The organism is Micromonospora sp. U56 (assembly GCF_018070095.1).
Lineage (GTDB): Bacteria > Actinomycetota > Actinomycetes > Mycobacteriales > Micromonosporaceae > Micromonospora > Micromonospora purpureochromogenes.
In genome coordinates this window covers 13,450-33,712 of record NZ_JAGPYL010000020.1, presented here as the reverse complement: position 1 = coordinate 33,712, position 20,263 = coordinate 13,450, and the positions used below count along the sequence as shown (strand labels likewise).

General features: G+C 71.4%; 23 protein-coding genes, 1 tRNA gene and 1 pseudogene. 11 read left to right on the top strand and 14 right to left on the bottom strand.

The genetic code is table 11. The annotated features are described in order from the left end of the window. Positions 1–14 precede the first annotated feature (14 nt). A complete protein-coding gene (locus KBX37_RS10205) occupies positions 15–911 on the top strand; it encodes an aminoglycoside phosphotransferase family protein (protein WP_247657525.1) in 897 nt (298 codons plus the stop codon). A 132-nt stretch (positions 912–1,043) separates the two neighbouring features. Further along, positions 1,044–1,736: an SMI1/KNR4 family protein gene (locus KBX37_RS10200; protein WP_210775646.1), complete on the top strand. Its 693-nt coding sequence runs from the start codon at positions 1,044–1,046 to the stop codon at positions 1,734–1,736. A 46-nt stretch (positions 1,737–1,782) separates the two neighbouring features. Here KBX37_RS10200 and KBX37_RS10195 read toward each other — a convergent pair whose 3' ends face one another. Next, the gene (locus tag KBX37_RS10195; RefSeq protein ID WP_210775645.1) at positions 1,783–2,970 is read right to left on the bottom strand and encodes an NAD(P)/FAD-dependent oxidoreductase; all 1,188 of its coding nucleotides are present in this window, start codon (positions 2,968–2,970) and stop codon (positions 1,783–1,785) included. Positions 2,971–3,051: 81 nt separating this feature from the next. Beyond that, a complete protein-coding gene (locus KBX37_RS10190) occupies positions 3,052–3,996 on the bottom strand; it encodes an RNA polymerase sigma-70 factor (protein ID WP_210775644.1) in 945 nt (314 codons plus the stop codon). 306 nt (positions 3,997–4,302) lie between these two features. Here KBX37_RS10190 and KBX37_RS10185 point away from each other — a divergent pair, with 306 nt between their 5' ends. The 4 genes from KBX37_RS10185 to KBX37_RS10170 all read left to right on the top strand — a co-directional run bounded on the left by KBX37_RS10185 (position 4,303) and on the right by KBX37_RS10170 (position 7,116). Continuing rightward, positions 4,303–4,872, top strand: a complete 570-nt coding sequence (locus KBX37_RS10185; RefSeq protein ID WP_210775643.1) for an N-acetyltransferase — start codon at positions 4,303–4,305, stop codon at positions 4,870–4,872. A 53-nt stretch (positions 4,873–4,925) separates the two neighbouring features. Continuing rightward, complete coding sequence (locus KBX37_RS10180; protein WP_210775642.1) at positions 4,926–5,213, top strand: hypothetical protein; 288 nt, start codon at positions 4,926–4,928, stop codon at positions 5,211–5,213. Continuing rightward, entirely contained in the window at positions 5,198–5,881 is a 684-nt protein-coding gene (locus KBX37_RS10175) for a hypothetical protein (RefSeq protein ID WP_210775641.1), read from the top strand. The genes KBX37_RS10180 and KBX37_RS10175 overlap by 16 nt, the downstream gene beginning before the upstream one ends. A gap of 212 nt (positions 5,882–6,093) precedes the next feature. After that, positions 6,094–7,116, top strand: a complete 1,023-nt coding sequence (locus KBX37_RS10170) for an LD-carboxypeptidase (protein ID WP_210775640.1) — start codon at positions 6,094–6,096, stop codon at positions 7,114–7,116. Positions 7,117–7,259: 143 nt separating this feature from the next. Here the strand turns inward: KBX37_RS10170 and KBX37_RS10165 are convergent, their stop codons facing one another. Both KBX37_RS10165 and KBX37_RS10160 read right to left on the bottom strand, forming a co-directional pair. Next, positions 7,260–7,817 carry a DinB family protein gene (locus KBX37_RS10165; RefSeq protein WP_210775639.1) on the bottom strand — a complete coding sequence of 186 codons (558 nt, stop codon included), beginning with the start codon at positions 7,815–7,817 and terminating at the stop codon, positions 7,260–7,262. A 422-nt stretch (positions 7,818–8,239) separates the two neighbouring features. Beyond that, positions 8,240–8,312 (bottom strand) — tRNA-Arg (locus tag KBX37_RS10160). A gap of 149 nt (positions 8,313–8,461) precedes the next feature. Here KBX37_RS10160 and KBX37_RS10155 point away from each other — a divergent pair. Next, positions 8,462–9,154 (top strand): hypothetical protein, encoded by a 693-nt coding sequence (locus KBX37_RS10155; RefSeq protein ID WP_210775638.1) that lies wholly within the window; start codon positions 8,462–8,464, stop codon positions 9,152–9,154. Between the two features lie 7 nt (positions 9,155–9,161). Here the strand turns inward: KBX37_RS10155 and KBX37_RS10150 are convergent, their stop codons facing one another. Both KBX37_RS10150 and KBX37_RS10145 read right to left on the bottom strand, forming a co-directional pair. Next, on the bottom strand, positions 9,162–10,211 hold the full coding sequence (locus KBX37_RS10150; RefSeq protein WP_307849026.1) for an alpha/beta hydrolase: 1,050 nt from the start codon (positions 10,209–10,211) through the stop codon (positions 9,162–9,164). A 96-nt stretch (positions 10,212–10,307) separates the two neighbouring features. Continuing rightward, a complete protein-coding gene (locus tag KBX37_RS10145) occupies positions 10,308–10,730 on the bottom strand; it encodes an HPF/RaiA family ribosome-associated protein (RefSeq protein WP_210775637.1) in 423 nt (140 codons plus the stop codon). Between the two features lie 354 nt (positions 10,731–11,084). On the opposite strand from KBX37_RS10145, the pseudogene KBX37_RS10140 reads away from it, so the two are divergent. The 3 genes and pseudogenes from KBX37_RS10140 to KBX37_RS10130 form a co-directional block, all read left to right on the top strand. Continuing rightward, a pseudogene (locus tag KBX37_RS10140) lies at positions 11,085–11,252 on the top strand (single-stranded DNA-binding protein); the annotation flags it as partial. A gap of 17 nt (positions 11,253–11,269) precedes the next feature. Continuing rightward, on the top strand, positions 11,270–12,772 hold the full coding sequence (locus KBX37_RS10135) for a recombinase family protein (protein WP_210775636.1): 1,503 nt from the start codon (positions 11,270–11,272) through the stop codon (positions 12,770–12,772). Positions 12,773–12,842: 70 nt separating this feature from the next. After that, entirely contained in the window at positions 12,843–13,463 is a 621-nt protein-coding gene (locus KBX37_RS10130; protein WP_210775635.1) for a hypothetical protein, read from the top strand. A gap of 88 nt (positions 13,464–13,551) precedes the next feature. On the opposite strand, the gene KBX37_RS10125 is transcribed toward KBX37_RS10130, so the two are convergent. From KBX37_RS10125 to KBX37_RS10090, 8 genes are all read right to left on the bottom strand, one after another. Further along, the gene (locus KBX37_RS10125) at positions 13,552–14,757 is read right to left on the bottom strand and encodes a hypothetical protein (RefSeq protein WP_210775634.1); all 1,206 of its coding nucleotides are present in this window, start codon (positions 14,755–14,757) and stop codon (positions 13,552–13,554) included. 261 nt (positions 14,758–15,018) lie between these two features. Next, complete coding sequence (locus KBX37_RS10120) at positions 15,019–15,324, bottom strand: hypothetical protein (RefSeq protein WP_210775633.1); 306 nt, start codon at positions 15,322–15,324, stop codon at positions 15,019–15,021. A 569-nt stretch (positions 15,325–15,893) separates the two neighbouring features. After that, on the bottom strand, positions 15,894–16,997 hold the full coding sequence (locus tag KBX37_RS10115) for a hypothetical protein (protein WP_210775632.1): 1,104 nt from the start codon (positions 16,995–16,997) through the stop codon (positions 15,894–15,896). A 110-nt stretch (positions 16,998–17,107) separates the two neighbouring features. Continuing rightward, on the bottom strand, positions 17,108–17,383 hold the full coding sequence (locus tag KBX37_RS10110; protein WP_210775631.1) for a hypothetical protein: 276 nt from the start codon (positions 17,381–17,383) through the stop codon (positions 17,108–17,110). A 230-nt stretch (positions 17,384–17,613) separates the two neighbouring features. Beyond that, positions 17,614–18,585, bottom strand: coding sequence for a hypothetical protein (locus KBX37_RS10105; RefSeq protein WP_210775630.1), 972 nt, complete (start codon positions 18,583–18,585; stop codon positions 17,614–17,616). A 425-nt stretch (positions 18,586–19,010) separates the two neighbouring features. Continuing rightward, entirely contained in the window at positions 19,011–19,247 is a 237-nt protein-coding gene (locus KBX37_RS10100) for a flavin reductase (protein WP_210775629.1), read from the bottom strand. Next, entirely contained in the window at positions 19,244–19,462 is a 219-nt protein-coding gene (locus tag KBX37_RS10095) for a hypothetical protein (protein ID WP_210775628.1), read from the bottom strand. The genes KBX37_RS10100 and KBX37_RS10095 overlap by 4 nt, the downstream gene beginning before the upstream one ends. After that, positions 19,459–19,722, bottom strand: coding sequence for a hypothetical protein (locus KBX37_RS10090; protein WP_210775627.1), 264 nt, complete (start codon positions 19,720–19,722; stop codon positions 19,459–19,461). The genes KBX37_RS10095 and KBX37_RS10090 overlap by 4 nt, the downstream gene beginning before the upstream one ends. Before the next feature lie 82 nt (positions 19,723–19,804). On the opposite strand from KBX37_RS10090, the gene KBX37_RS10085 reads away from it, so the two are divergent. Continuing rightward, positions 19,805–20,002, top strand: a complete 198-nt coding sequence (locus tag KBX37_RS10085) for a hypothetical protein (protein WP_210775626.1) — start codon at positions 19,805–19,807, stop codon at positions 20,000–20,002. The last annotated feature ends 261 nt before the right edge of the window (positions 20,003–20,263 follow it).

The window sequence follows — 20,263 nt, the reverse complement described above, 5'->3', positions numbered from 1 at the left end:
TGAGGATGGCCGCGATGAGCGCTCTCAAGATGCACGCCGACGAGATCGAGACCGACGTCGACCTGGTCCGTCGCCTCCTGGCCGGACAGTTCCCGCACTGGGCCGGGCTGCCGATCCGTCCGGTCCCGTCGTACGGCACCGACCACGACATCTACCGGCTCGGTGAGCACCTCGTCGTCCGGCTGCCGCGGATCGGCTGGGCCACCCGGCAGGCGGCCCAGGAGGCGGAGTGGCTGCCGAAGCTCGCACCGCACCTGCCGCTGGCCCTGCCCGTGCCGGTGGCGATGGGACGTCCCGCCGAGGGCTATCCCTTCGACTGGTCGGTGTGCGAGTGGCTGCCGGGCGAGAACGCGAACGGCACGATCGACGACCTGGACCGGGCGGCGGTCGATCTCGCCGCATTCGTGGCCGCGCTGCGCCGGATCGACACCACCGGGGCCTTCCCGCGCCTTCCCGGCAAGCGGGGCGCACCGCTCGCGGAGCTCGACGAAGGCGTCCGGCGGGCGGTCGCGCGGCTCGGCGACCGGATCGACGGTACGGCGACGCTGCGGTCGTGGCAGGAGTCGCTCGACGCCCCGGCGTGGGACGCCCCGGAGGTCTGGGTGCACGGCGACCTGCTGCCGGGCAACCTGCTCGTCGTCGACGGCCGGCTGTCGGCGGTCATCGACTTCGGCGGCCTCAACGTCGGTGATCCCGCCTGCGACCTGCAACCGGCGTGGAACGTGTTCGCCGGCGCCAGCCGCGAGCGGTTCCGCGCCGAACTCGACGTCGACGACGCGTCCTGGCTGCGGGGGCGTGGCTGGGCGCTGTTCCAGGCCGTGGTGGCCCTGCCCTACTACTGGAAGACCAACCCCGGCATCGTCCGTCAGGCCTCGCACGCCTTGGCGCAGGTCCTCGCCGACCACCATTGAGAGGTTCCCCGCCTCGGTGGCCTGACGCCTGATCCGCTGCGAAGGGCCGTCCTTCCGTTTGGCCGGGAGGGCGGTCCCTCGCGTGAGCGGTCCGGACGGTACGAGTCGCCCCGGGCTTGTATCGTGCCGCCCGTGACGCGCTCCGACTGGTCAGATGTCCGCGAACGGCTCGCCCGGCTGGCCTCCGCGCCCGGCGCCGTCGAGGTCTTCGGTGCTTCGAGCCACCGGTGGAAACTTGAGCCGCCGCTGAGCGCGGATGAACTGGCCGAGGTGGAGACACAGCTCCAGGTGGAGCTGCCGGGTGAGTACCGGTCCTTTCTGCTGGCGGCGGGGCGCGGCGGTGCAGGGCCGACCTACGGGCTCTTTCCCCTGCGTCGGCTGGACGGGCGGTGGCGGTGGGAGGGCGACGGCGCCGAGCTCACCGACCTGGACGCGCTCACGCAGCCCTTTCCACACGTCGAGGCGTTCAACCCGGCCGACGGTCTACCCGACCCGCCGGACGAGGCGGACTACGACTCGGAGGAGCAGTTCAACGCGGCTGAGGACGCGTACTGGGAGCAGCACGACAGCATCGTCTTCAAGCCCGAGCACTCGATCGGTCTGCTGTACCTGTGTCACCTCGGCTGCGCGATGCGGGAGGCCCTTGTCGTGACTGGCCCGGCACGGGGCCAGATGTGGGCCGACGACACCGCCGAGGACGGTGGTTTCCGGCCGCTGTGCGACGACGACGGAACGCCGCTCGGGTTCGCCGGGTGGTACCGGCGCTGGTTGGATGCGGCAGAGACGACTGCTTGCCTTTCTTCGGACCATGGCTTGGGCCTCTGAGACAGCTCAGCTTGGGGTGGTGTCGCGACGAGCGGCGCTCGCCTCGTCACGAGGTGGCCGCGACGCTCTCCGTACGGATCGCGGCGATGCGGCGGCGGCGGGTCGGAAGCAGCAGCGTCGGGTGGGTGACGCCCCAGGCCGCGCCCTTGCAGATGACCTCCTTGTAGCGGGCGGCCAGCTTCCCCTTGATGAGGGACGGCTTGGCCTGGTCGTCGGCGGTCACGAACTGGATGATGCCGTCGCGGCGGCCGAGGCTGATGCACTGCTGGAAGTACCGGAGCGGGGCCTGGGGGATCTCCCGACCGGTCAGGCGCGCCGCGATGGCGTCGGCGGCCTGCCAGGCCATCGGGGCCCCCGAGGCGCAGGACATCCGCAGTGGCTTGCCGCCCGGCCCTTCGGCGAGTCCGGCGTCGCCGACGGCGTACACGTCGGGGTGCGAGACCGAGCGCATCGTGGCGTCGACGACGATCTGCCCGGTCTCGGCGACCTCCAGGGTCGTGGCGGCGGCGATGGGATGGACGGCGAAACCCGCCGTCCACACGGTCACCTGGGCCGGGATCACCCGTGCGTCGCCGGTGACCGCGCCGGTCGCCTCGACCCGTGCGATGTCGGTGTGCTCGTGGACGGCGACGCCGAGCCGGTCGAAGACTTCGCGCAGGTGCCGCTGGGCCGTGTCGTTGAGCCAGTCGCCGAGGCCGCCGCGGGCGGCGATCGCGACGTCGAGGTCCGGCCGGGCCTCGGCGATCTCGGTGGCCGCCTCGATGCCGGTGAGGCCCCCGCCGACGACCAGCACGGTGCCGCCCGCGGCGAGGTCGTTCAGGCGCTCGCGCAGCCGCAGCGCGGACTGCTTGCCCGCGATGTCGTAGGCGTGCTCGGCGACGCCGGGGACGCCGTGGTCGGCGACCGCGCTGCCGAGGGCGTAGACGAGGGTGTCGTAGGCGATCTCGCCGGCACCGTGCTCGTCGACGAGCGCGACGGTCCTGCCGTCGGCGTCGACCGCGGTGACCCGTGCCAGTCGTACCTTCACGCCCGTGCCCGCGTAGATGTCGCTCAGCCTGCTGCGCTTGAGCTCCTGTCCGGTCGCGAGCTGGTGCATGCGGACCCGCTCGACGAAATCGGGGTCGGCGTTGACGACGGTGATCTCGGTGTCGTCGGGGTGCAGCCGCCTGGCGAGGCGCCCGGCCGCGATGGCTCCGGTGTATCCAGCCCCGAGAACGACGATGCGGTGCTTCATGGCCTCACTCCTGCCTCGATGTGTTCGCTTCCTGAACCGGGCAGCGACGCGATTCCTGACAGGAGCCGTCCGTGTCGTGGGTCACAAGGCTTCGAGGAACGGCTCCCCGTGCTCGGATACGGCCCATCGGCGGGTGGCGCGATCGAGCTTGTCGGGGTTGACCTGGATGCGGACGGCCGCGACGCCCTGGGAAGTCACCTCCAGGGACATGACACCGACGACCCGGTCACCGACCACGACCACCACCGCAGGCTCGCCGTTGACGAGGTCGACGTGGAGGGCGGGGCTGCCGCCCACCAGGTCCCACTTGGCGTCAGCGGGCTTGAACAGGCCACGCAGGAACCTCGCCACCGCCAGCGCGCCGGTGACCGGCTTGGCACGGGCCGGGATCTTGCCGCCGCCGTCGCCGGCGCTCATCGCGTCGTCGGTCAGCAGCTTGACCAGCCGCTCGATCTCGCCGCTGACGGCCGCGGCGAGGAACTCCTCGACGACCTTGCGCGCGGCGGCGCCGTCGACCTCCGCGCGGGCCCGGTCGCCGGTGACGTGCTGCCTGGCCCGCCGGTAGATCTGCTGGCAGTTCGATTCGGTGATCTCGAGGATCTCGGCGATCTCCCCGTGTGAGTAGCCGAAGGCCTCGCGCAGCACGTACACGACGCGTTCCCTGGCCGAGAGCCGCTCCATGAGGGTGAGCACCGCGATCGAGACCGATTCGCGCTGCTCGGCGGTATCGGCCGGGCCGAGCATCCGGTCGCCGGCGAGCACCGGCTCGGGCAACCACGTGCCCACGTAGGTCTCACGCCTGGCCCGCGCGGAGGTGAGCTGGTTGAGGCACAGGTTGGTGAGCACCTTCGTCAGCCACGCCTCGGGCGTCTCGACGCGCTCCCGGTCGGCGGCCTGCCAGCGCAGGAACGTGTCCTGGACCGCGTCCTCGGCGTCGCTCGTCGAGCCCAGCAGGCGATAGGCGATCGCCTCCAGGCGGGCCCTGGAGTCCTCGAACAGTTCGACCTCATGCGGACTGAGCGGCATGGCTCGATAGTCAACCACGCGCGGCGCGCGCCGCAGCCAATGGCAGCCGGACCCACTTCCTGACCGGGGTCAATCCTGGCCTGACCGTCTTCCCGGCCAAGGAGCGGCTGCGCACCGCGTCGCGGAGCGTCCCGGCCCGCTCGATCGCCCGGTCGTTGTCGCCGTTGGCGCCGCCTACTTCGCAGCCGTGATCGCCGCCCTGCCCTGGCCTGGCATCTGATTCCCCCGTGTCCCCGTGACGACGGGCGGAGCATATGGCACCGCCTCGGGTGTGCGACCGAACCGCCTGCGATACGGTCGGACGCTGTGACCGCGCCTGAGATCACCGTCGCCACCCCGAAAGACCGTGGACGCGTCATCGCCTCGCTGGTGGCCGCATTCACCAAGGACCCGGTCCTCCGGTACCTGTTTCCCGACGAGGCGACCTACCCGCAGTATGCCGCCGCCTTCTTCGGGCACCTCTTCGACAAGCGGGTCCGCAAGGAAACGATCTGGACGATCGAGCGCGGCGCGTCGGTCGCAATCTGGGAGCCTCCCGCGATGCAGAGCGAGTGGCCGGACGACGATCTCGTCGCCCAACTGCCCGCCGAGGCACAGGCCCGCGTCCATGCCTACGACGAGGCGGTGCATGCGGCACTGCCGGCCGCTCCCTACTGGTACCTCGGTGTCCTGGGTACCCATCCGCAGAACGCCGGCCGCCGGTGGGGCCACGCCGTCATGAGAGCCGGACTGCTCCGCGCCGCCGCAGACGACCTGCCGGCGATCCTGGAGACCAGCAACCCCGACAACGTCGAGGTGTACGGCCGCGCCGGCTGGGAGGTGGTCCACGCCTTCACGGAGCCGCTGCCCACCTGGATCATGCGGCATCCGGTGTAGGTGTCAACCCGCCAGCTTCTCGCCCCCGGCGGGTGGCGGAGGAAGGAGCAGGCATGTCAACCGAACCGGAGCCCGGCCTCGCGCCCGAGCACACGAGACCCCGTTACGCCGAGGATCCGATCGTGATGACGGTCGACGGGCAGAGCTTTCGCATCCGTCAGCGTGCTGAGACGCCCGGCGGGTACGACGTCGACTGGCTCAGCGGGCCGCACGACTACGGTTTCGGGATCACCAGAGCTGACGGCTGCGCAATGACCCTGCCTGAGATGGAGGAGGCCCGCCGCCCGCTGATCCGTAGGTCTTCACCAACGTCTAGGGTCGCCGCGTGGGCGAGTTCGTAGCGGTGTCCGCCTTTCGGACCGGGGACGCAGACAGTGTGCTGGCCGCCGCCGGCCGGTTCTTCACGGCCAACGACTGCCTGGCTGAGCCCGCCCAGAGCACCGAACCGGTGACTGACGACGACGTACTGGGATTTGCGCCGGTCAACGGCTGGACCGTCGTCAACTGGCCGCGCTACTTCACCGAACTCGCCGCCGCGGAGTTCATCTCTCGCGACCTCGCTGTCCTTGGCAGCACGGTGCGCATCCACGACGGTGACTACTGGAGCCATTCGCTGCTGCGCAACGGCGCCACGCTGGACCGGTTCGCGACGATGCCGGACTACTTCACCGACGACCCACCGGAAATCGCTCGACTCACTGCCAGGTACGCCGGCCAGCCGGCCGTGATCGCGGAGGCGGTCGGCTGCCCAGTCGATGATGTTGCGCCCTACCTCGTGCCAGTCGACGTGGAAGACGGCGAGGACGACGAGGGCTACCACGTCGTGGAGCCTGAGGTGGGCCGGGCATTTCCTGACGATGAGTTCGAGCTGGGCTCGCCCTGGGTCTTTGTCGACTTCTGGCGGCGGTTCGGCCCTCGCTTTCCCGACGACCTGTCCGCCTACCTGTGGCGCCTGCGCTTGGCCGAGGGATGGTTCGACAAGCTCCCGGGCGGAGATGCTGAACTGTAGCCAGGACAGCGCCTGGACTGCTGCTGTCCAGGCCATGTGTCCAGACGCTGTCGGTGTGGTCAGTCGCCGCTACACAGAGGTGTGGGCGCTCACGTAATTCCTCGGGGTCGGCTCGAGTATTGGGACCAGCCGGGGCTGTGCGGGCCAGGCCTGCTGGGCGGTCGATCGGTAAGTGTGTAGCGGGTTGTTACGCGTGTTGGGACACTGCGTCGGTGACCGGTTCTGCGCTGCCTCAACCGCTTCGACCTCGTGCCCTGAGGCCCGGTGATCTCGTCGTTGTCGCATCGCTGTCCGGGCCGCTCCATGCCGCTTACGAGCCCGACCTCGAGCAGGCGGTAGTAGTGCTCGAGCGGATGGGATTCCGCGTGCGTCGGGCACCGCTACTCGAAGCAGGGCGGCACCATTGGTGGAGCGCGGCTACGCCGGCGGAGATCGCCAGGGAACTCAATGCTCTTCTGCGTGATCCTGAGGTGCGCGCCATCATCGCGCATGACGGCGGCCAGACGGCGCTCGGCTACCTCGACCTGATCGACGTTGAGGCGATCGCTGCCGACCCCAAGCCGATCCTCGGCTACAGCGACATCTCGGTGCTGCATCTGGTGCTCTATGCACGCACGGGTCTGGTCGGGTTCCATGCCGACTTGGCCACGCCTGGACTCGGCGGGGCGTGGCAGGTTGCGCCCGCAGCGCGCCGAGCGGAACTTGAAAAGCTCTACTCGACGTTGCTGACCGGCACGGAGGCGATCGGTGCGCTGCCTGCCACCCCGTCATGGGAGTGCTGGCGTGCCGGTCGTGCCGAAGGCCGGCTGATCGGCGGGGTGCTCAATCGCATCATGCGGGCGCAGGCGACGCGTTACGCGCTGCCGCTCGAATGGTTCGACGGCGCGGTGCTGTTCTGGGAGGAAATGGGCGGCCAAGCGTCGTGGGTGTGGAGCGATCTGCAGGTGCTGCGGCACTGCGGCATCCTCGATCGGATCTCCGGCATGGTCGTGGGCGTCCCGTACGCGATCGACGGGCTCGGGGCGCCCGACGCGTCCCCGACCCTGCCCGAGATAGTCCTCGACGTCCTCGGCGACCGTGACATCCCGGTCCTGGGCAACGTCGAGTTCGGACACGCCGGCCCGAATCTGCCGATGCCGGTCGGCGTCCGCGTCGGCCTCGATGCGCAGCAGCGGACGTTGTCGCTGCTCGAACCGGCGGTACGGCCGCACGCGACAACGGGACCGGTCGGCTGAGCAACGCGGATCAGTGGGCCCACGGTCTCGGCAGCACCCGGGGGCCGGCTCAGGCTCTGGTGACCGACGCCTTGGGTCGACGACCGGGTGGACACCGCTCGCGCGGTCAGCGGCAGTTCGCGGTCAGCGGCAGTTGAGGACGTTCAGATCGTGAAGTCTGCAGGCGCGCCTTCACCCACGCGGCCATCCACTGCTTCTCGGAGGATGTCCGCGTGTCCCGTGTGTCGTGCGTACTCCTCAACCATGTCGAAAAGCATGGCGCGGACCGTAGGCGTGCGGCCGTCCGGCCAGGTGAAGGACGCCGGCCCGTCGAGGCCGCGCTCCTTGATGACCTCAGCCACGAGTTCGCGCGAACGCTCGACAGCGTCTCGCCACACTGCATAGACATCTTCCGGAGAGTCCAGCGCCCCAGTGCGCCATTCCCAGTCAGGGTCGGCGTCGAAATCTACGGTGTCCCACGGGGCTCCGTACTCCTGGCCGGCGAGCTTGACCGCCAGCCAGTCTGCCTCGACCAGGGCCACATGCTTGACGAGACCACCGAGCGTCATCGCACTGGCGGCCGTGGTCGCGCACAGGCCCTTCTCCTCAAGCCCCGACGTCTTCCAGGCAAAGGTCCGCCGGTTGCGCTCCAAGACCGACAACAGGGACTCGGCCTCGGTGGAGGCCGCCGGCGGCGAAGGCTGTGGAGACGTTTCGCTCATGGCCGGCAGCATAGCCAGCAGCTCGTCTACCGCTCATCGGCTACTTGTTTCATTGACCTACGACTGCGGCCCGGCCCGGCTTCGGTCGAGCTCCGCCCACCGTGGCGGTCCGGCCGGGCTTCCCGATGCTGCTGGCCCGGCTCGCCGGCGCCGACGGCCGGGTCCGCTTCGTCGCCGGGTTGCCGGGCAACCCGCGTCGTCTCGGGGGCCTCGCCGCGAACGGTGATGAAGGTGCTCGGGCACAGCCAGATCGGGCTGACGATGAACACCTACGCCCACGTTCTGCCGGAGATCGAGCGGGCCGCCGTGGACGAGGCCGCGAAGCACCTCTTCGGCTGACTTGGCTGTACGAATGGCTGTACGGGGGCTGTGATGATGGCTCGGACCGGGAGCGGGAAGCCGCTGACCTGCGGTGACGTGGGTGCGCCCGGCAGGATTCGAACCTGCGGCCTTGGGATTAGAAGTCCCCTGCTCTATCCGCTGAGCTACGGGCGCGCGGCGTGCGTGTCGCGCCAAGAGGGTACCGCCGCACCCCCGGGCCGCGGGGGAACGGGTGCCCGCTGCGGCGTGGTGATCACCGTCGCACGCCGCCGCGCGTCCGGTCATCCGGGTTCCGGCCGGGCGCGCCCCGTACGCTCGGTTTCGTGCTGTTGGAACCGGACGCCGAGAACGAGGTCGCCTACGAGCTGTGCCAGCTCCTGGGGCGGGCGATCCTGCCGGTCCGCCCGGCCGGGCCGGCCGACGACGGGCCCGCCGGCACCGCGTTCTTCTTCGCGCATCCGACGGGGGAGTACCTGCTCACCGCCGACGTGCTGACCCGGGTCGAGGCCGGCGAGGTCGGGTTGCGGCCGAGTGTCACCGAGCCGGCCGGGGTGGCTCCCGACGCACTGGTGCTGCCGCACTTCGCCGACCGGTGGGCGCACCCGCCGGACCTCGGGGTGGCGGTGCTGCCGGCCGGCCAGCTGCACGAGCGGGCGGCCGGGCAGGGCTGGCGCTGGCGTACCCAACCGGTGCCGGACGCGGTCGCGGCCGGCGCGGACGACGTGGCCCGGATCGGCGCGGAGCCGGTCACCGCGATCGTGCTGGCGCTGGGGGTCCGCGACGACGGGTCGCGGCCGCTGGAGGTCGCGGTCGAGCGGGCCGTCCGCGCGGGCGACGGCCTGCGGATCACCGGCGAGTTGCCCACCGGGTACGTCGGCGCGCCCGTCTTCGGGGTGCAGGCCGACCCGGCGGGGGAGGTCGGGCTGCGCTGCCTGGGCCTGGTGCTGCCCGGCGACGGCGGCCACCCGGTGGCCACCTTCGACCGGATCACCGCCGCGCTGCCGACCGTCGGCTGAGCGCCGCTCAGCCGGCCTGCGGCGCTCCCGCCGGGTCCGCGACCGGCTCCCGGCTGCCCGGGATTACGGCGGCGCCGGCGTTCGCCGTGTAGGGGCCGGCGTTCGTCGGGCCCGCGCCGAGGAACGCCTCGGCCCACCGCCCGACCTCGGCGAAGACCTTCTCGCGTACGGCGGGGCCGGAGAGCGTCAGGTCGTGCATGCCGCCGTCGAAGCGGGCCAGGGTGACGTGGCGGCCGAGCCGGGGCGCCCAGCGGACCATGTGCTCGACGTCCAGGACGGCGTCGGCCAGGGCCGCGGCGTCGTGCCACTTGGTGCCCTTGAAGCTGCGGGTCGAGCAGGCCAGCAGCACGGGCACCGGGATCTCCAGCCCGGCGCGCAGCTGCCGCTGGGCGGTGCGGATGGCGTTGATCCAGCCGGCCCGGACCGGGAACCCGGCGAGCGGCTTCCAGGCCAGGTCGTACGTCCACTCGCCGCGGTGCTCGGCGTGCAGGCTCTCGCCGTACACGGTGCCCAGGCCGAAGGGGAGAATGCGCTGCGGCGCGCGGCGGCCCAGCCGGGAGACGGCGGCCGCGAGGGGTCGACGGACCAGCCAGGGGGCGTTGATGTCGAAGAACGGGCTGTTGAGGAAGAGCCCGTCGACCAGGCCGGCGTCGCGTCGGGCGTGCGCCCAGAGCGAGAGGATCAGGCCGCCGGTGGAGTGGCCCATGGCGAGCAGGGTGTCGTGCCCGTCGTCCTCGCGGATGATCTTCGCGGCGGCGTCCAGCTCCGGAAAGTAGTCGCCGAGGTCGCGGCAGAAGTTCGGGGTCTGGTGCGACAGCAGGCTGCGACCGTACTTGCGCAGGTCGAGCGCGTAGAAGTCCCAGCCGCGCTCGGCGAAGAAGTCGGCCACGTGGGTCTGGAAGAAGTAGTCGACGAAGCCGTGCACGTAGAGCACGGCCCGCCCGGTGGGGCGCTCGGCACGCCGGCGGACCAGGGTGGCGACCACCGGTCCCTCGTCGTCGGTGCCCAGGTCGATCGTCTGCCGCTCGTACGGCGGCCCCAGCACGTCCGGTTCCACGAAGGCGACGGTACGCCCGGAAGCTACCGGACGGTAGCCCCCCGTTGCCGCCCCCGTTCGACCGCACCGGTCGGACAGGGACGGTCGAGGTGTGGCTCAGGCCGTCTCGGCGTCGACCCGTTCGAGGTCGGCGTCGGCGTCGGCCACCCGGTCGGGGCCCGGCTGGCCGATCTCCCGGACGTGCTTGTTGTGCCGGGGCTCCTGCCGCGTCTTGGCGTCGTTGAGCCGCCGGCGCAGGTCGTCGCGGACGTCGTGGAGCGCCGCGCGCAGGTCCTCCTCGCTGGAGGTGGTGACGATCTTCTGCCGACCGGCGATCCAGCACTCCAGCGTGACCTTCTGCCCGCGCGCCTCGCGGTCCTTGACCGACACCTCCAGCTCGGTGGCGTCGGCGTGGAACGCGGCCAGCCGCGCGTCCAGGGTCGCGAACTGCTCCACGATCCAGTTCCGGTCGCCCTGGGAGAAGCCGGCGCCGACGCGCAGGCAGTCGGCAACGGTCGCCGGGTTGGTCACCGCGCTCATCGCCGCACCTCCCGCTCGGTGCGGACGGGGCCGGTGGTACGCGAGCTGAGAATCATCGTCACTGACCTTTCTCATCGAACCTCGTGCCGTGCTGGCTCTCGGTTGATCAAATCCATACCCAGCCGGAGCCGTTCCCACGCCGGGTGACCTTGCCTTCCGATCCTGGTCACACCCGGTCCGGCCACCCAGGGCCGCTCGGCCCTAGCAGACCGGGACCTTGATCAGGTCGTTGTCCACAGCCCATCCCGTCGTCCACAGCTGTGGTCCGGCCGCTCGCCCTGTGGCGCCGGCCCGGCCAGGCTCGGCACCGAGTCGACTCGCCACGGCAGGCCCTGTAACCCCTGGGAGGGGACGATGTTCGATACCTACGTCACGGTCGTCGGCAATGTGCTGACGGCACCCGAGTGGCGCCGTACCACGCAGAGCAAGACCCTGGTCGCCAACTTCAAGGTCGCCTCGACCGCCCGCCGGCTCGACCGGGACAGCGGCCGGTGGGTGGACGGCAACAGCCTCCGCGTCCAGAACATAGCATGTCCCACATGACGACCGCGATCATCTACGTTCGACTTTCCTCCCACCGTGGCGACGTTGACCCGTCGACCTCGCCCGCCCGCCAGGAAGAGCGCTGCCGGGCCTACTGCTCCGCGAAGGGTTGGGACGTTCACCCGCACCTCGTCCGCGACCTCGACGTCAGCGGGTCGGACAAGGGCCTTCGCCTCGACCGACCGGGGCTGAAGGAGATCCGCGAGCGGTGGCCCGAGGTCGACGTCGTGATCTTCGCGAAGCTCGACCGCCTGGCCCGTAACGTGATCGACTTCCGGGCGTTCGCCGAGGAGGCCAGCAACAACGACGCTGCCCTCGTGTCCGTTGAGGAGTCCCTAGACCTGACGACCATCTCGGGGAAGTTCGTCGCAACCATCCTCGCGGCGTTCGCCGAGATGGAGGCGGCCACCATCGCCGAGCGGACAGCCGCAGGCATCGCCGGGACGCGCAAGCTCGGCCGCTGGGCGGGCGGCGCGGCCCCGTACGGCTTTCAGGTGGTGCCCGCGCCGGATGGGCCCGGTTACGTCCTCGCGCCCGAGCCGAACGCCGCCGCCGTCATCAGAGAGGCCGCCGACCGAGTCCTATCCGGCGAGTCGCTTTACCGGATCTCGCAGGACTTCAACGCGCGAGGCGTGCCGACCCGTTCCGCGACGCTGATCGCGCAGGGCCGCACGCGGCGCGAGAAGCCCGCGCCCTGGGCGACGCAGACACTTTCACAAGTGTTGTTCAACCCGGCGACCGTAGGGCGCTCCGTCCATCGTGGCGAGCTGATCCGCGACGAGAGCGGGATGCCGCGCCAGCTCTGGGCCCCGATCCTGTCGCTCGATACCTGGCATCGGCTTCGTGCCGAGCTGGCCGCCAACGGCGAGGGGGCCGAGGGGCGCGGGCGGCGAGTACGGGCCGCGCGGCTGCTCTCCGGCGTCGCGCGGTGCGCCGGCTGCGGCCGGGTCCTCTACGCGTCGTCGCGGAAGCATCGAAGCGGGAGCAATGTGCCGACGTACGCCTGTGCCGCCCGGCGCAACGGTCAGGGCTGCCAGGGCGTCGCCGTGTCGGCCGAGCCGGTCGAGGCGTACGTAGAGCGGGAATTCCTCGGCCTGGTGGGTGACTGGCCCGTCGTTGAGCTGGTCACTGTCGCCGTGGACGACGGGCGACGGGCGGACGTTGAGGCCGCAATCAGCGCGACCGCCCAGCAGATGACCGAGCGCGGGGCGGACGTTGCCGCTCTGGCGGCGCGGCTGGCAGAGCTTCACGCAGCGCGCGAGGCACTGCCGGCGACAGACCTCACGGAGGTTCGCCGGATCGACACCGGCCGGACTTTCGCGGAGGAGTGGCGGGCACGGGACACGGACGGCCGCCGGGCGCTGCTCCTGTCGGCGGGGGCGACGGTGACGGTTCACCGCGCCGCAGTCCCGGGCCGAAAGTTCTTCGATGAGTCGCGGATTGACTTCAGGATCGGCGACCCGGACGGCTTGACCGAGGGCGAGCGCGACCCGGATTGATAGCTACGACTCAGGCTCGCCCGGAACACGCCAGATGCCGGCCCAGGGGGCCGCGTGCTTCAATGCCCGCATGGCTCAGGCAGGCACGGAAACCTCCACGCTAGCGCCGACGCTGCGGCTCGTGGTGGATGTTGGAGATTCCCCGGCGCTTCCCTGGGTGCGGGATTACTTCGACGCACTCAACGACCTTTGCGCGTTCGCCTGTGAAATCGCGGCGTGGGACGCTATGCCGAAATCCGACCCAGGAAGACGAGCGTATGAGTGGTCGCGCCAATTCCACGGGGCGGTGTCGGCGTCGCGGTACTTTGGCGTGCAGCGCATCCGCCTTGCTAGTCCTTTGGAAGTCGTGTTGACGGCCGCGAGCAGTAAGGCCGCCCCCGTGGCTTACGCATTGACAGCGATGTTCCTGGTCGAGCGTGCTGTAAAACTCCTCATGGAATGGCAACGTCACCGCAAGGAGATCGAGGAGCGGGAGCCTACCGAGCACAGCTTCTTGCACTCGTTGGGAGCCGGAATCGCGGCTACAGGCATAGTTGCCGATCTCACAGGGGCGGAGGAAGGGCGGGAGATGCCGGATGAGTTCGATAGCCGCAGGGGCCACAATGCCCTTAAAACCCTTGCCCTCGTCCCGATTCTCTATGTGGAGATGACCGCTCCCCCGCGCGAGCCTGAGCGTCCTAGTAGCGACTGAGCAGGGCGTTGGCCTCAGCAAGCGTGTAAACGCACGAACGCCCCGCACCCTGGCGCGGACCGGGTGCGGGGCGTTCGTTGTGTCAGGGTCAGACGGTGACGGCCTGCGGGAAGTCCGCCGCCTCGCCGCAGTCCTCGATCTCGACCCATCGCGGGGCGGTCGCGCTCGCGGCGTGAACGGTGCCGGCTACGGACGCCTGCAACGTGAGGGCGAGGGTCTGTGCGGTCAGATCGGTTGCCGCCGTGCGGCGCAGGTAGGCGGTCGCTTCCAGCCGGAAGGGGTTGTTTGCCAGGGTCGCCGGGAAGTGGCCGAGGTCGGCCCACTCGACCGTGAAGGTCGACGTCCGGTCCCGCAGCCGAGCGCGGACCACGCCCGCCGCCGTCATCGTGAACGCGCCGCCGATGCGGACGCGGTACGCGCGGCCGGCGACGAAGGTCAGGCTCGGAATCGAGAGGACGGACGTTTCGGCGAAGACGGCCGCAGAGTTGCCCGTCGCCTGGGCGCTGGCGACTTTCCCTCGACCGACGTCGCGACCGGCGACCTTCAGCCCGCCGTAAATCACGGTGTCCCCGGTCAGCACGTCGACACGGAACAGGTCACCGGAGCTGTCCGGGATGTCGTGGCGGACGAGGAAGTTACCGCTCGCCCCGAGGCGTACCGACGCCGCCGAGGTCGCGACCGTGTGGACCGTGTCGCCCGCGACGGTCACCCGTCGGCCCGGCGTCAGGTGAAGCGCGGGCGCAGACTGCCCGGACGTGTGCGGGCCGGACAGCGCGGCCGAGACCTGCCCGGATACGGGGTCGACGCTGGCCCTCAGCGACGCCGGGAGGAGTCCCGCGCCGGCCGCCGTCGGGGGCTGAAGGTCGACGGCCGCCGTGTTCTTGCTCGTGTCCGTGTAGACCCGCACGTAGGACCCGTCCGAGCCGGCCGCCGTCAGCGTCGCGCCCGTAATCGTCTTACCGTTGATCGCGTTCGCGTCGAGCTTGTCGGCCGTGATCGCGTTCGCCGCGATTTTGTCGGCGGTGACCGCCAAAGCCGCGATCTTGTCGGCGGTCACCGCGCCGGCCGTCAGCTTCCCCGCGTCGATCGAGCCGGCCGCGATGTGCCCGGCCTGCACAGCCCCCGCGACGATCTTCGGCGAGCTGACCGCGCCGTCGGCGATCTTCGTCTCGGTCACCGCGCCAGCCGCGAGGATGGCTTCCGTGACGGCCCCGTCGGACAGCGCCAGCTCGGCGGCGATCTCGTCGAGGGTCGATTGCGGGACGACGTCGGCATAGACGGTCGCGCCGTTCATCGCGGCGACGCCGTAGGTGCCGTCGCCCTGATCGCCGAGGACGACGACCGGCAGACCGTCGGCGTCGTTGATCGTCAGGGCCCCGCCCTCGATCGAAGACCGGGGTAGGCGGGCCGTCCGCTCGACAGCGGCCAGCCGGCGGGTCAGATCGGCGAGCTGGCGGGCGAGAGTGTCAGCAGTGGTCAAGGGGTCCTCCGTGTCAGTCAGGGTGCGCCGTGCCGCCCCGCAGGGACGGGCAGGGACGGGCAGGGACGGGCGAAGTCAGGCGGCGAGGGTGGCGGGGTGCGCGACGCTCTGCGGGCCGCTGGCGGGGTAGCGAGCGGCCATCTGATCGGCGACCTCGTAGCGAAGCCAGCGGATCAGTAGCCGGTACTCGGCTGGCGTCGTCGCGCGGCGGCCGTACGCCTCGACGAGCTGGCGGGCGATCTCGCCGCGAACGGCGTCCGGGCCGAGCGGGGCCCATACGGCGATGCCGGCTTCGTCGAGCCGGACCCTCACGGCCTGGCCGTCGTCGTAGCGCTGGCGCGAGGTTGGCAGGACGCGGTACGCGCGGGCGGCCTCGGACATGCGAACGGCCCTCGACCGCCTGTCGGGGCGCAAATGCATTAGTCCTCCTCTCGTGGGTCGGTGAACCGGCTGCCTGTACGCAGCGTTAAGCCGTCGCGACCTCTCTGCCCGTACAAAGCCAGGGGCGCTATGCCGCTTCGGTGAGGGGCGGGAGGGGCGAGGGGGCACCCCCCAGGGGTCACGCAGAGTGACCTCACGCCGAGAGCGTCGCGGCTTCCTGGCGAAGCGTCGCGAGGAGTTGCCTCGACCAGGACGACTCACGGGGACGCGCGTCCGACGTGACGTAGGCGGCGCGGGAACTGACGTGCTGGTAGCACGCGGCCAGGTCGCGGCCGGCGACCCGGGCTACGCCGGACGACGGGGCCCCGCACTGCCGGCGGTCGGTACCGAGCTGGCAGCGGTAGCCGGCCTCGCGGCGGATGCGCCGGGCGAGGGACAGCTGGCGGCGCGAGGCACGCGAAGGGGCGGGGGCGGAAGTCGACACGGGAGGGGTCCTTTCGGCGGGGGCAGGCAGACAGCAGGGCCCTCGGGGGTGATCCGAGGGCCCTGCTGTGTCGACGGCGCGGCGATCAGCCCTCGCGCTCGTGAGCGAGGGGACGGCCGCCCGTGTGGCGGTCGCGGTAGCGCTGTTTGGTGCCGGGGCTGGCCGAGTCGTACAGGCTGCGCCAGACCTCGCGGCTCGCCTCGAAGCCGCCAGGGAGGAGGAGCGTGTCCGGCGACGGCACCGCCCCCGCGTCGCACTGGCTCAGGGTGCCGAGGGCGTCGCGGACCTGACTCAGCAGAGCGACCGGGTTGCGGCTGGCGCTCTCGGCCCCGGTGAAGAGCTGACTCTTCGTGGCGTCGAGAAGGTCGCTCATGATGCGGGCACGTCCGTGGTCGTTTACACGGACGCCGCGCCGCTCCAACTCCTCCGCAACGGCGATCGCACGCCAGGCGGACGCCACGCCGAGGACGCCTTCGGCCCGACCGACAGCGTCCAGCGCGGCCCGGACGGCTTCGCTCGCGGCGGCCAGCGCCGGGCCGAAGCTCGCGACCACCTGGGCCGACCACTCCGGCGCGTACTTCGCCGCGATCTTGTCGGCGCGCTTCGTGGCGGCGTCCGCCTCCCTGCGGCGGGCCTCGACGACAGCGGACAGGATCGCGACCTCGGCCGCCTCCTCATCCTCGCTCGTCGCCGTCGGGATAGCCGGCCGGGGCTTGCCCTGGGCGGCGGCCCGTCCGGCCTCGCGGATGGCGTCAGCGCGTCGGGTGCGCGAGTCGCGAGCGGTGTCGGCGTACTCGTCGACCGCCTCGACAGCGTCCCGCCATGCCTGGTACCGCGCGTCAGCCTCGGCCAGGGCAGCGGCGTGGTCCTCGGGGACCTCGACGCCGGGCGGCGGTGCGAGCGGCGCGGCCGGCTCGCGCAGGTCGCCCGCCATCACGCCAGAGGCGGTCACCGGCCTCGGCGGCATCTGGGCGGCGATGTCCGCCGGGTCGAACGCGGGGGCCTGGAACGCGGGCGCGAGGCCGGAGGTCGGTGCCGGGCTAACGGCCGGGCCCTCGCCGGTCGTGGGCTTCGGCAGGGTCGGAAGGCTCGGGGCGGGGTCAGCCGGGGCGGGCGCGCGCAGGGCGGCTAGCTCGGCTTGGAGCGTCTGAATGGTGGTGAGCTGTTCGGCGGGGGTCGGATCGGTCATGGTTCCTCCGTTGGGTGTGCGGCACCCCGAGGGACGGTCCCTCGCGGGCGATCAGGGGCGGCGGGTAGATCGGGGCAGGGTCGGGCGGTCCGGCTGTCTGAGGGCCTGTCTCAGTCCGGAACGGCGATCAGGCGGAATATCCACTCGCGACGGCCAGGGCCGGGCGAGCTGCGGCAAACGGCGATGCCGAACGCGCCGAGGTCCGACCGAGCCCAGCGGACGAACGTCGCGGCGGCGGCGGGGCTTTCGCTGGCCGGGCTGTCGGGTAACTGCCGGCGGATGAGCGCGTGAAGGTGGCCGATGTTCGCCTGAAACTCGCCGCCACGGCGTAGGACCTCCTCGGCGATCAATCGGGCGACCGCCGGATCAGGCGGGGCGTAGGCCATGGGCGGGGCCTTTCGGGGTCGTTAGGGGCGGGCGGGTCTCCGTGGCGGGGCGGTGGGGTCGACCCGGGGCCGGGCCTGTCGGCGTACGGAGGGACGCGGACAGGCCCGGCCACGGGGAGCGCGGCCCGAAGGCGCGCACCGTGCCAACGCCCGCCCCCGGGGCTGGCACGGGTACAGCAGCGCCCCGGACCGCCGAGGGGGCGACGGGCCGGGGCGCTGAGCTGGTGGGGCTACGCGACGCGGCGGGCGCGACGCGCGTCGAGAGAGACGACGTTTGCGGCGCCCTCTATCGCGGGGCGGGTCGCCGCGGATTTCTCTCCCTGGCGGTCGGCCAAGAGGTCGGCCAGGCCGTCGAGGGCCGCGCTACGCCATTCATCGGTGAGGCGGTCGACGATGAGTGAGGCAAGTTCCTTGCGCTGTTCGCGGTTCATCGGCGCGACCTCCTGGGACACGACGTACGCCGGGCCCCTGGCTCGGCGCTTGCGCGGACCACACACCTCGTCGGCGATGCGGTAGAACGTGTTCCGGCCGACCGGAGTGCGGCCGGCGTCGGCCACCCGATCGACGTACGTGCCGTAAACGGCGGTCGCGGGGTGCGCGCCGGGCGAGACCTGCTCGCGCCAGGCGGAAACCCAGCCAGCGGCGGTCACCATGTCGTCCCGGCCGCCCTCGCGGACCTCGGCGCGGACCCGGCGCTGATGGGCGGCCTTACTCTCGCGGATGCGCGCGGCCCGCTCTTCCGACGTCAGCGTGGCGCGCTCTGGGCGCGGTACGCGGCCGAGCTGGGCACGCACGGCGCGGGCGAGACGGGTCAGGTAGTCGTCGACCAGGGCGGGGCCGGCGGCGGCCACGAAGAGCCGCAGATGTTGGTACGGCTCGCGTGCGTCGTCCAGCTCGGGCAGCGCGACCAGCTCGGCGCGCAGCTCGGCAACGACGTCCGCCAGGTCGACCGGCGCGGGCTCAGCGGTCGAGCCGAGCGGCCGACGGCGGAAGCCGTTCCCCTCGCCGTACCACTCGGCCCGCTCAGTCAGCGTCGGCAGCGCCCAGGCGGTCGCGAGGGTGGCCGGGGGCAGCAACGCGACATGGGGCCCGGCGTCGAGCCTGTGCCGCTCGACCTTGCCTCGGCGCGGCTGCCAGCTTCGTTCGGTCAGGGCCGCCAGGCGGGCGGCCGGGGTTGGTGGTCGGCCTTCGGCGTCGGCCACGGCTTCTCCTTTGTGTCGTGCGCCGGGCGGCGGGGGCCGCCCCGACGGGCTTGGTTCGTGGGTGGCATAGGGCCTATGCGCCAGCGAGGCGGAATCTGTTCACTGGGTGAGTGGGCCAGCGGGGCCGAACCTGTTCACGATCACGAGGACGGGTCGCGGGCGAGGGCCGGCGACGGCCTCAGGTAGTGATGGTTCCGCGTGGAATGACGCGCAGAACGTCACTCCTCCTTCTGTCTGTGTAGGAGAAGAAGAAGAAGACCTAACACACCAATGGGGAGTGAAGATGTTCGCGTCACTTCCACGCGAAACCATCACTAGCCTCGGTCTCTCCCCGCGCTCCCCGCGCCGTCCGGCGCAAGAGCCCCGCCCCGGGACGCCTCCCACGGGTGGTGAGGAAGCGCCGCCGGGGCGGGCCGATCAGAGGGTCAGCCGCGAGGGCGGACCCAGCCGAGGAAGCGGTCCGTCAGGTCCGCCGGAGGGGTGCCGCTGTCCAGCTCGGCGAGCTGGTCCGCAGCCTCGGTCATCAGAGACGCCAGGTAGACGCCGAGGGCGGCGCGGTTGCCCTGGTACTCCCACAGGAGGGACGCTCTCGCGTCGGCGCAGGGCCAGGGCTCGCCGCAGTGCTGGCACAGCCATACGGGCCGCTTCGGAAGGTGCTTCACCCGGACACCACCGTTATCGCAGAGACCCGTACCGAGGCGTACCGCTGGGTCGGCGCGAGGGACCCGTCCGGGCGGACGTCGCGGCCCCGCAGCTCGGCCCAGCGCTCGCCGCCGGCTGACGCCGTGCTGACGACCTCCTCGACCTTCATCGTGAGCGTGCCGCTCCCAAAGGCGTAGTCCTTCTCGGGGACGCGGATCGTGTCGCCGACGTTCACGACCAGCGCCCCCCGTTCGCGCGCCAGGTCTGCGCGGGGGTCATCCGGCCTGCGCGGCCGACGGCGTTGACCTCGGCGGTCGGGGCCGTCCAGCGCGGGGCGTTGCGGCGGGGAGCGGGAACGGGCTCGACCGGCACCGCCGCGAACCGGTCCGGGCAGGGCGCGGTGAGGCCGCACGTACAGCGTCGCCAGAGCGAGCGCCAGGTCCGGCGGTGGCGAGGGGCCAGGGGTACGGGTTTGTGGGCACGTCGCGTGGGCATACAGCCACGCTGACGCACTGTTGACAAGTCGTCAACCCCCCTGGTGACAAGCTGCCTACCCGTGTCGCCGGAGGGTCCGCCCGTGCGAGTTATGGCGCTTTCGGAAGTCGCTCACTACCTGGGCGTTTCGCGCCAGCGCGCCGCGATCCTGGTCGACCGGCCGGACTTCCCCGCGCCGATCGACACGCTGACCGTCGGCCGCATCTGGGATGCCGGCGAGGTCCGGGCGTACGCCGAGCGGCGCGGGCAGAGGCTCGCCGACGAAGAGCGCGACTCCTGACACTCCCCGTATCCGCTTGCGTGAGCAGTCCCCCGCCGGGCGGCGGTCGCAGAACCTCGCCTTGATGCTGCACGAGGTGATCGGGCCTGAGGGCGAAAGTTTGCTCGCCCTCATGGCCGCGTACAGCGCTAGGTGTGCCCGAATCCGCATTATTTGCGCGGCGATCGGATGATCCGGCGGCTCGGCCAAAGGGCTAGATCAACTGCACTGGTCTGCATAGGACCGCACACGCTACCGAACGAGGCTTGTGGGCGACTTAAT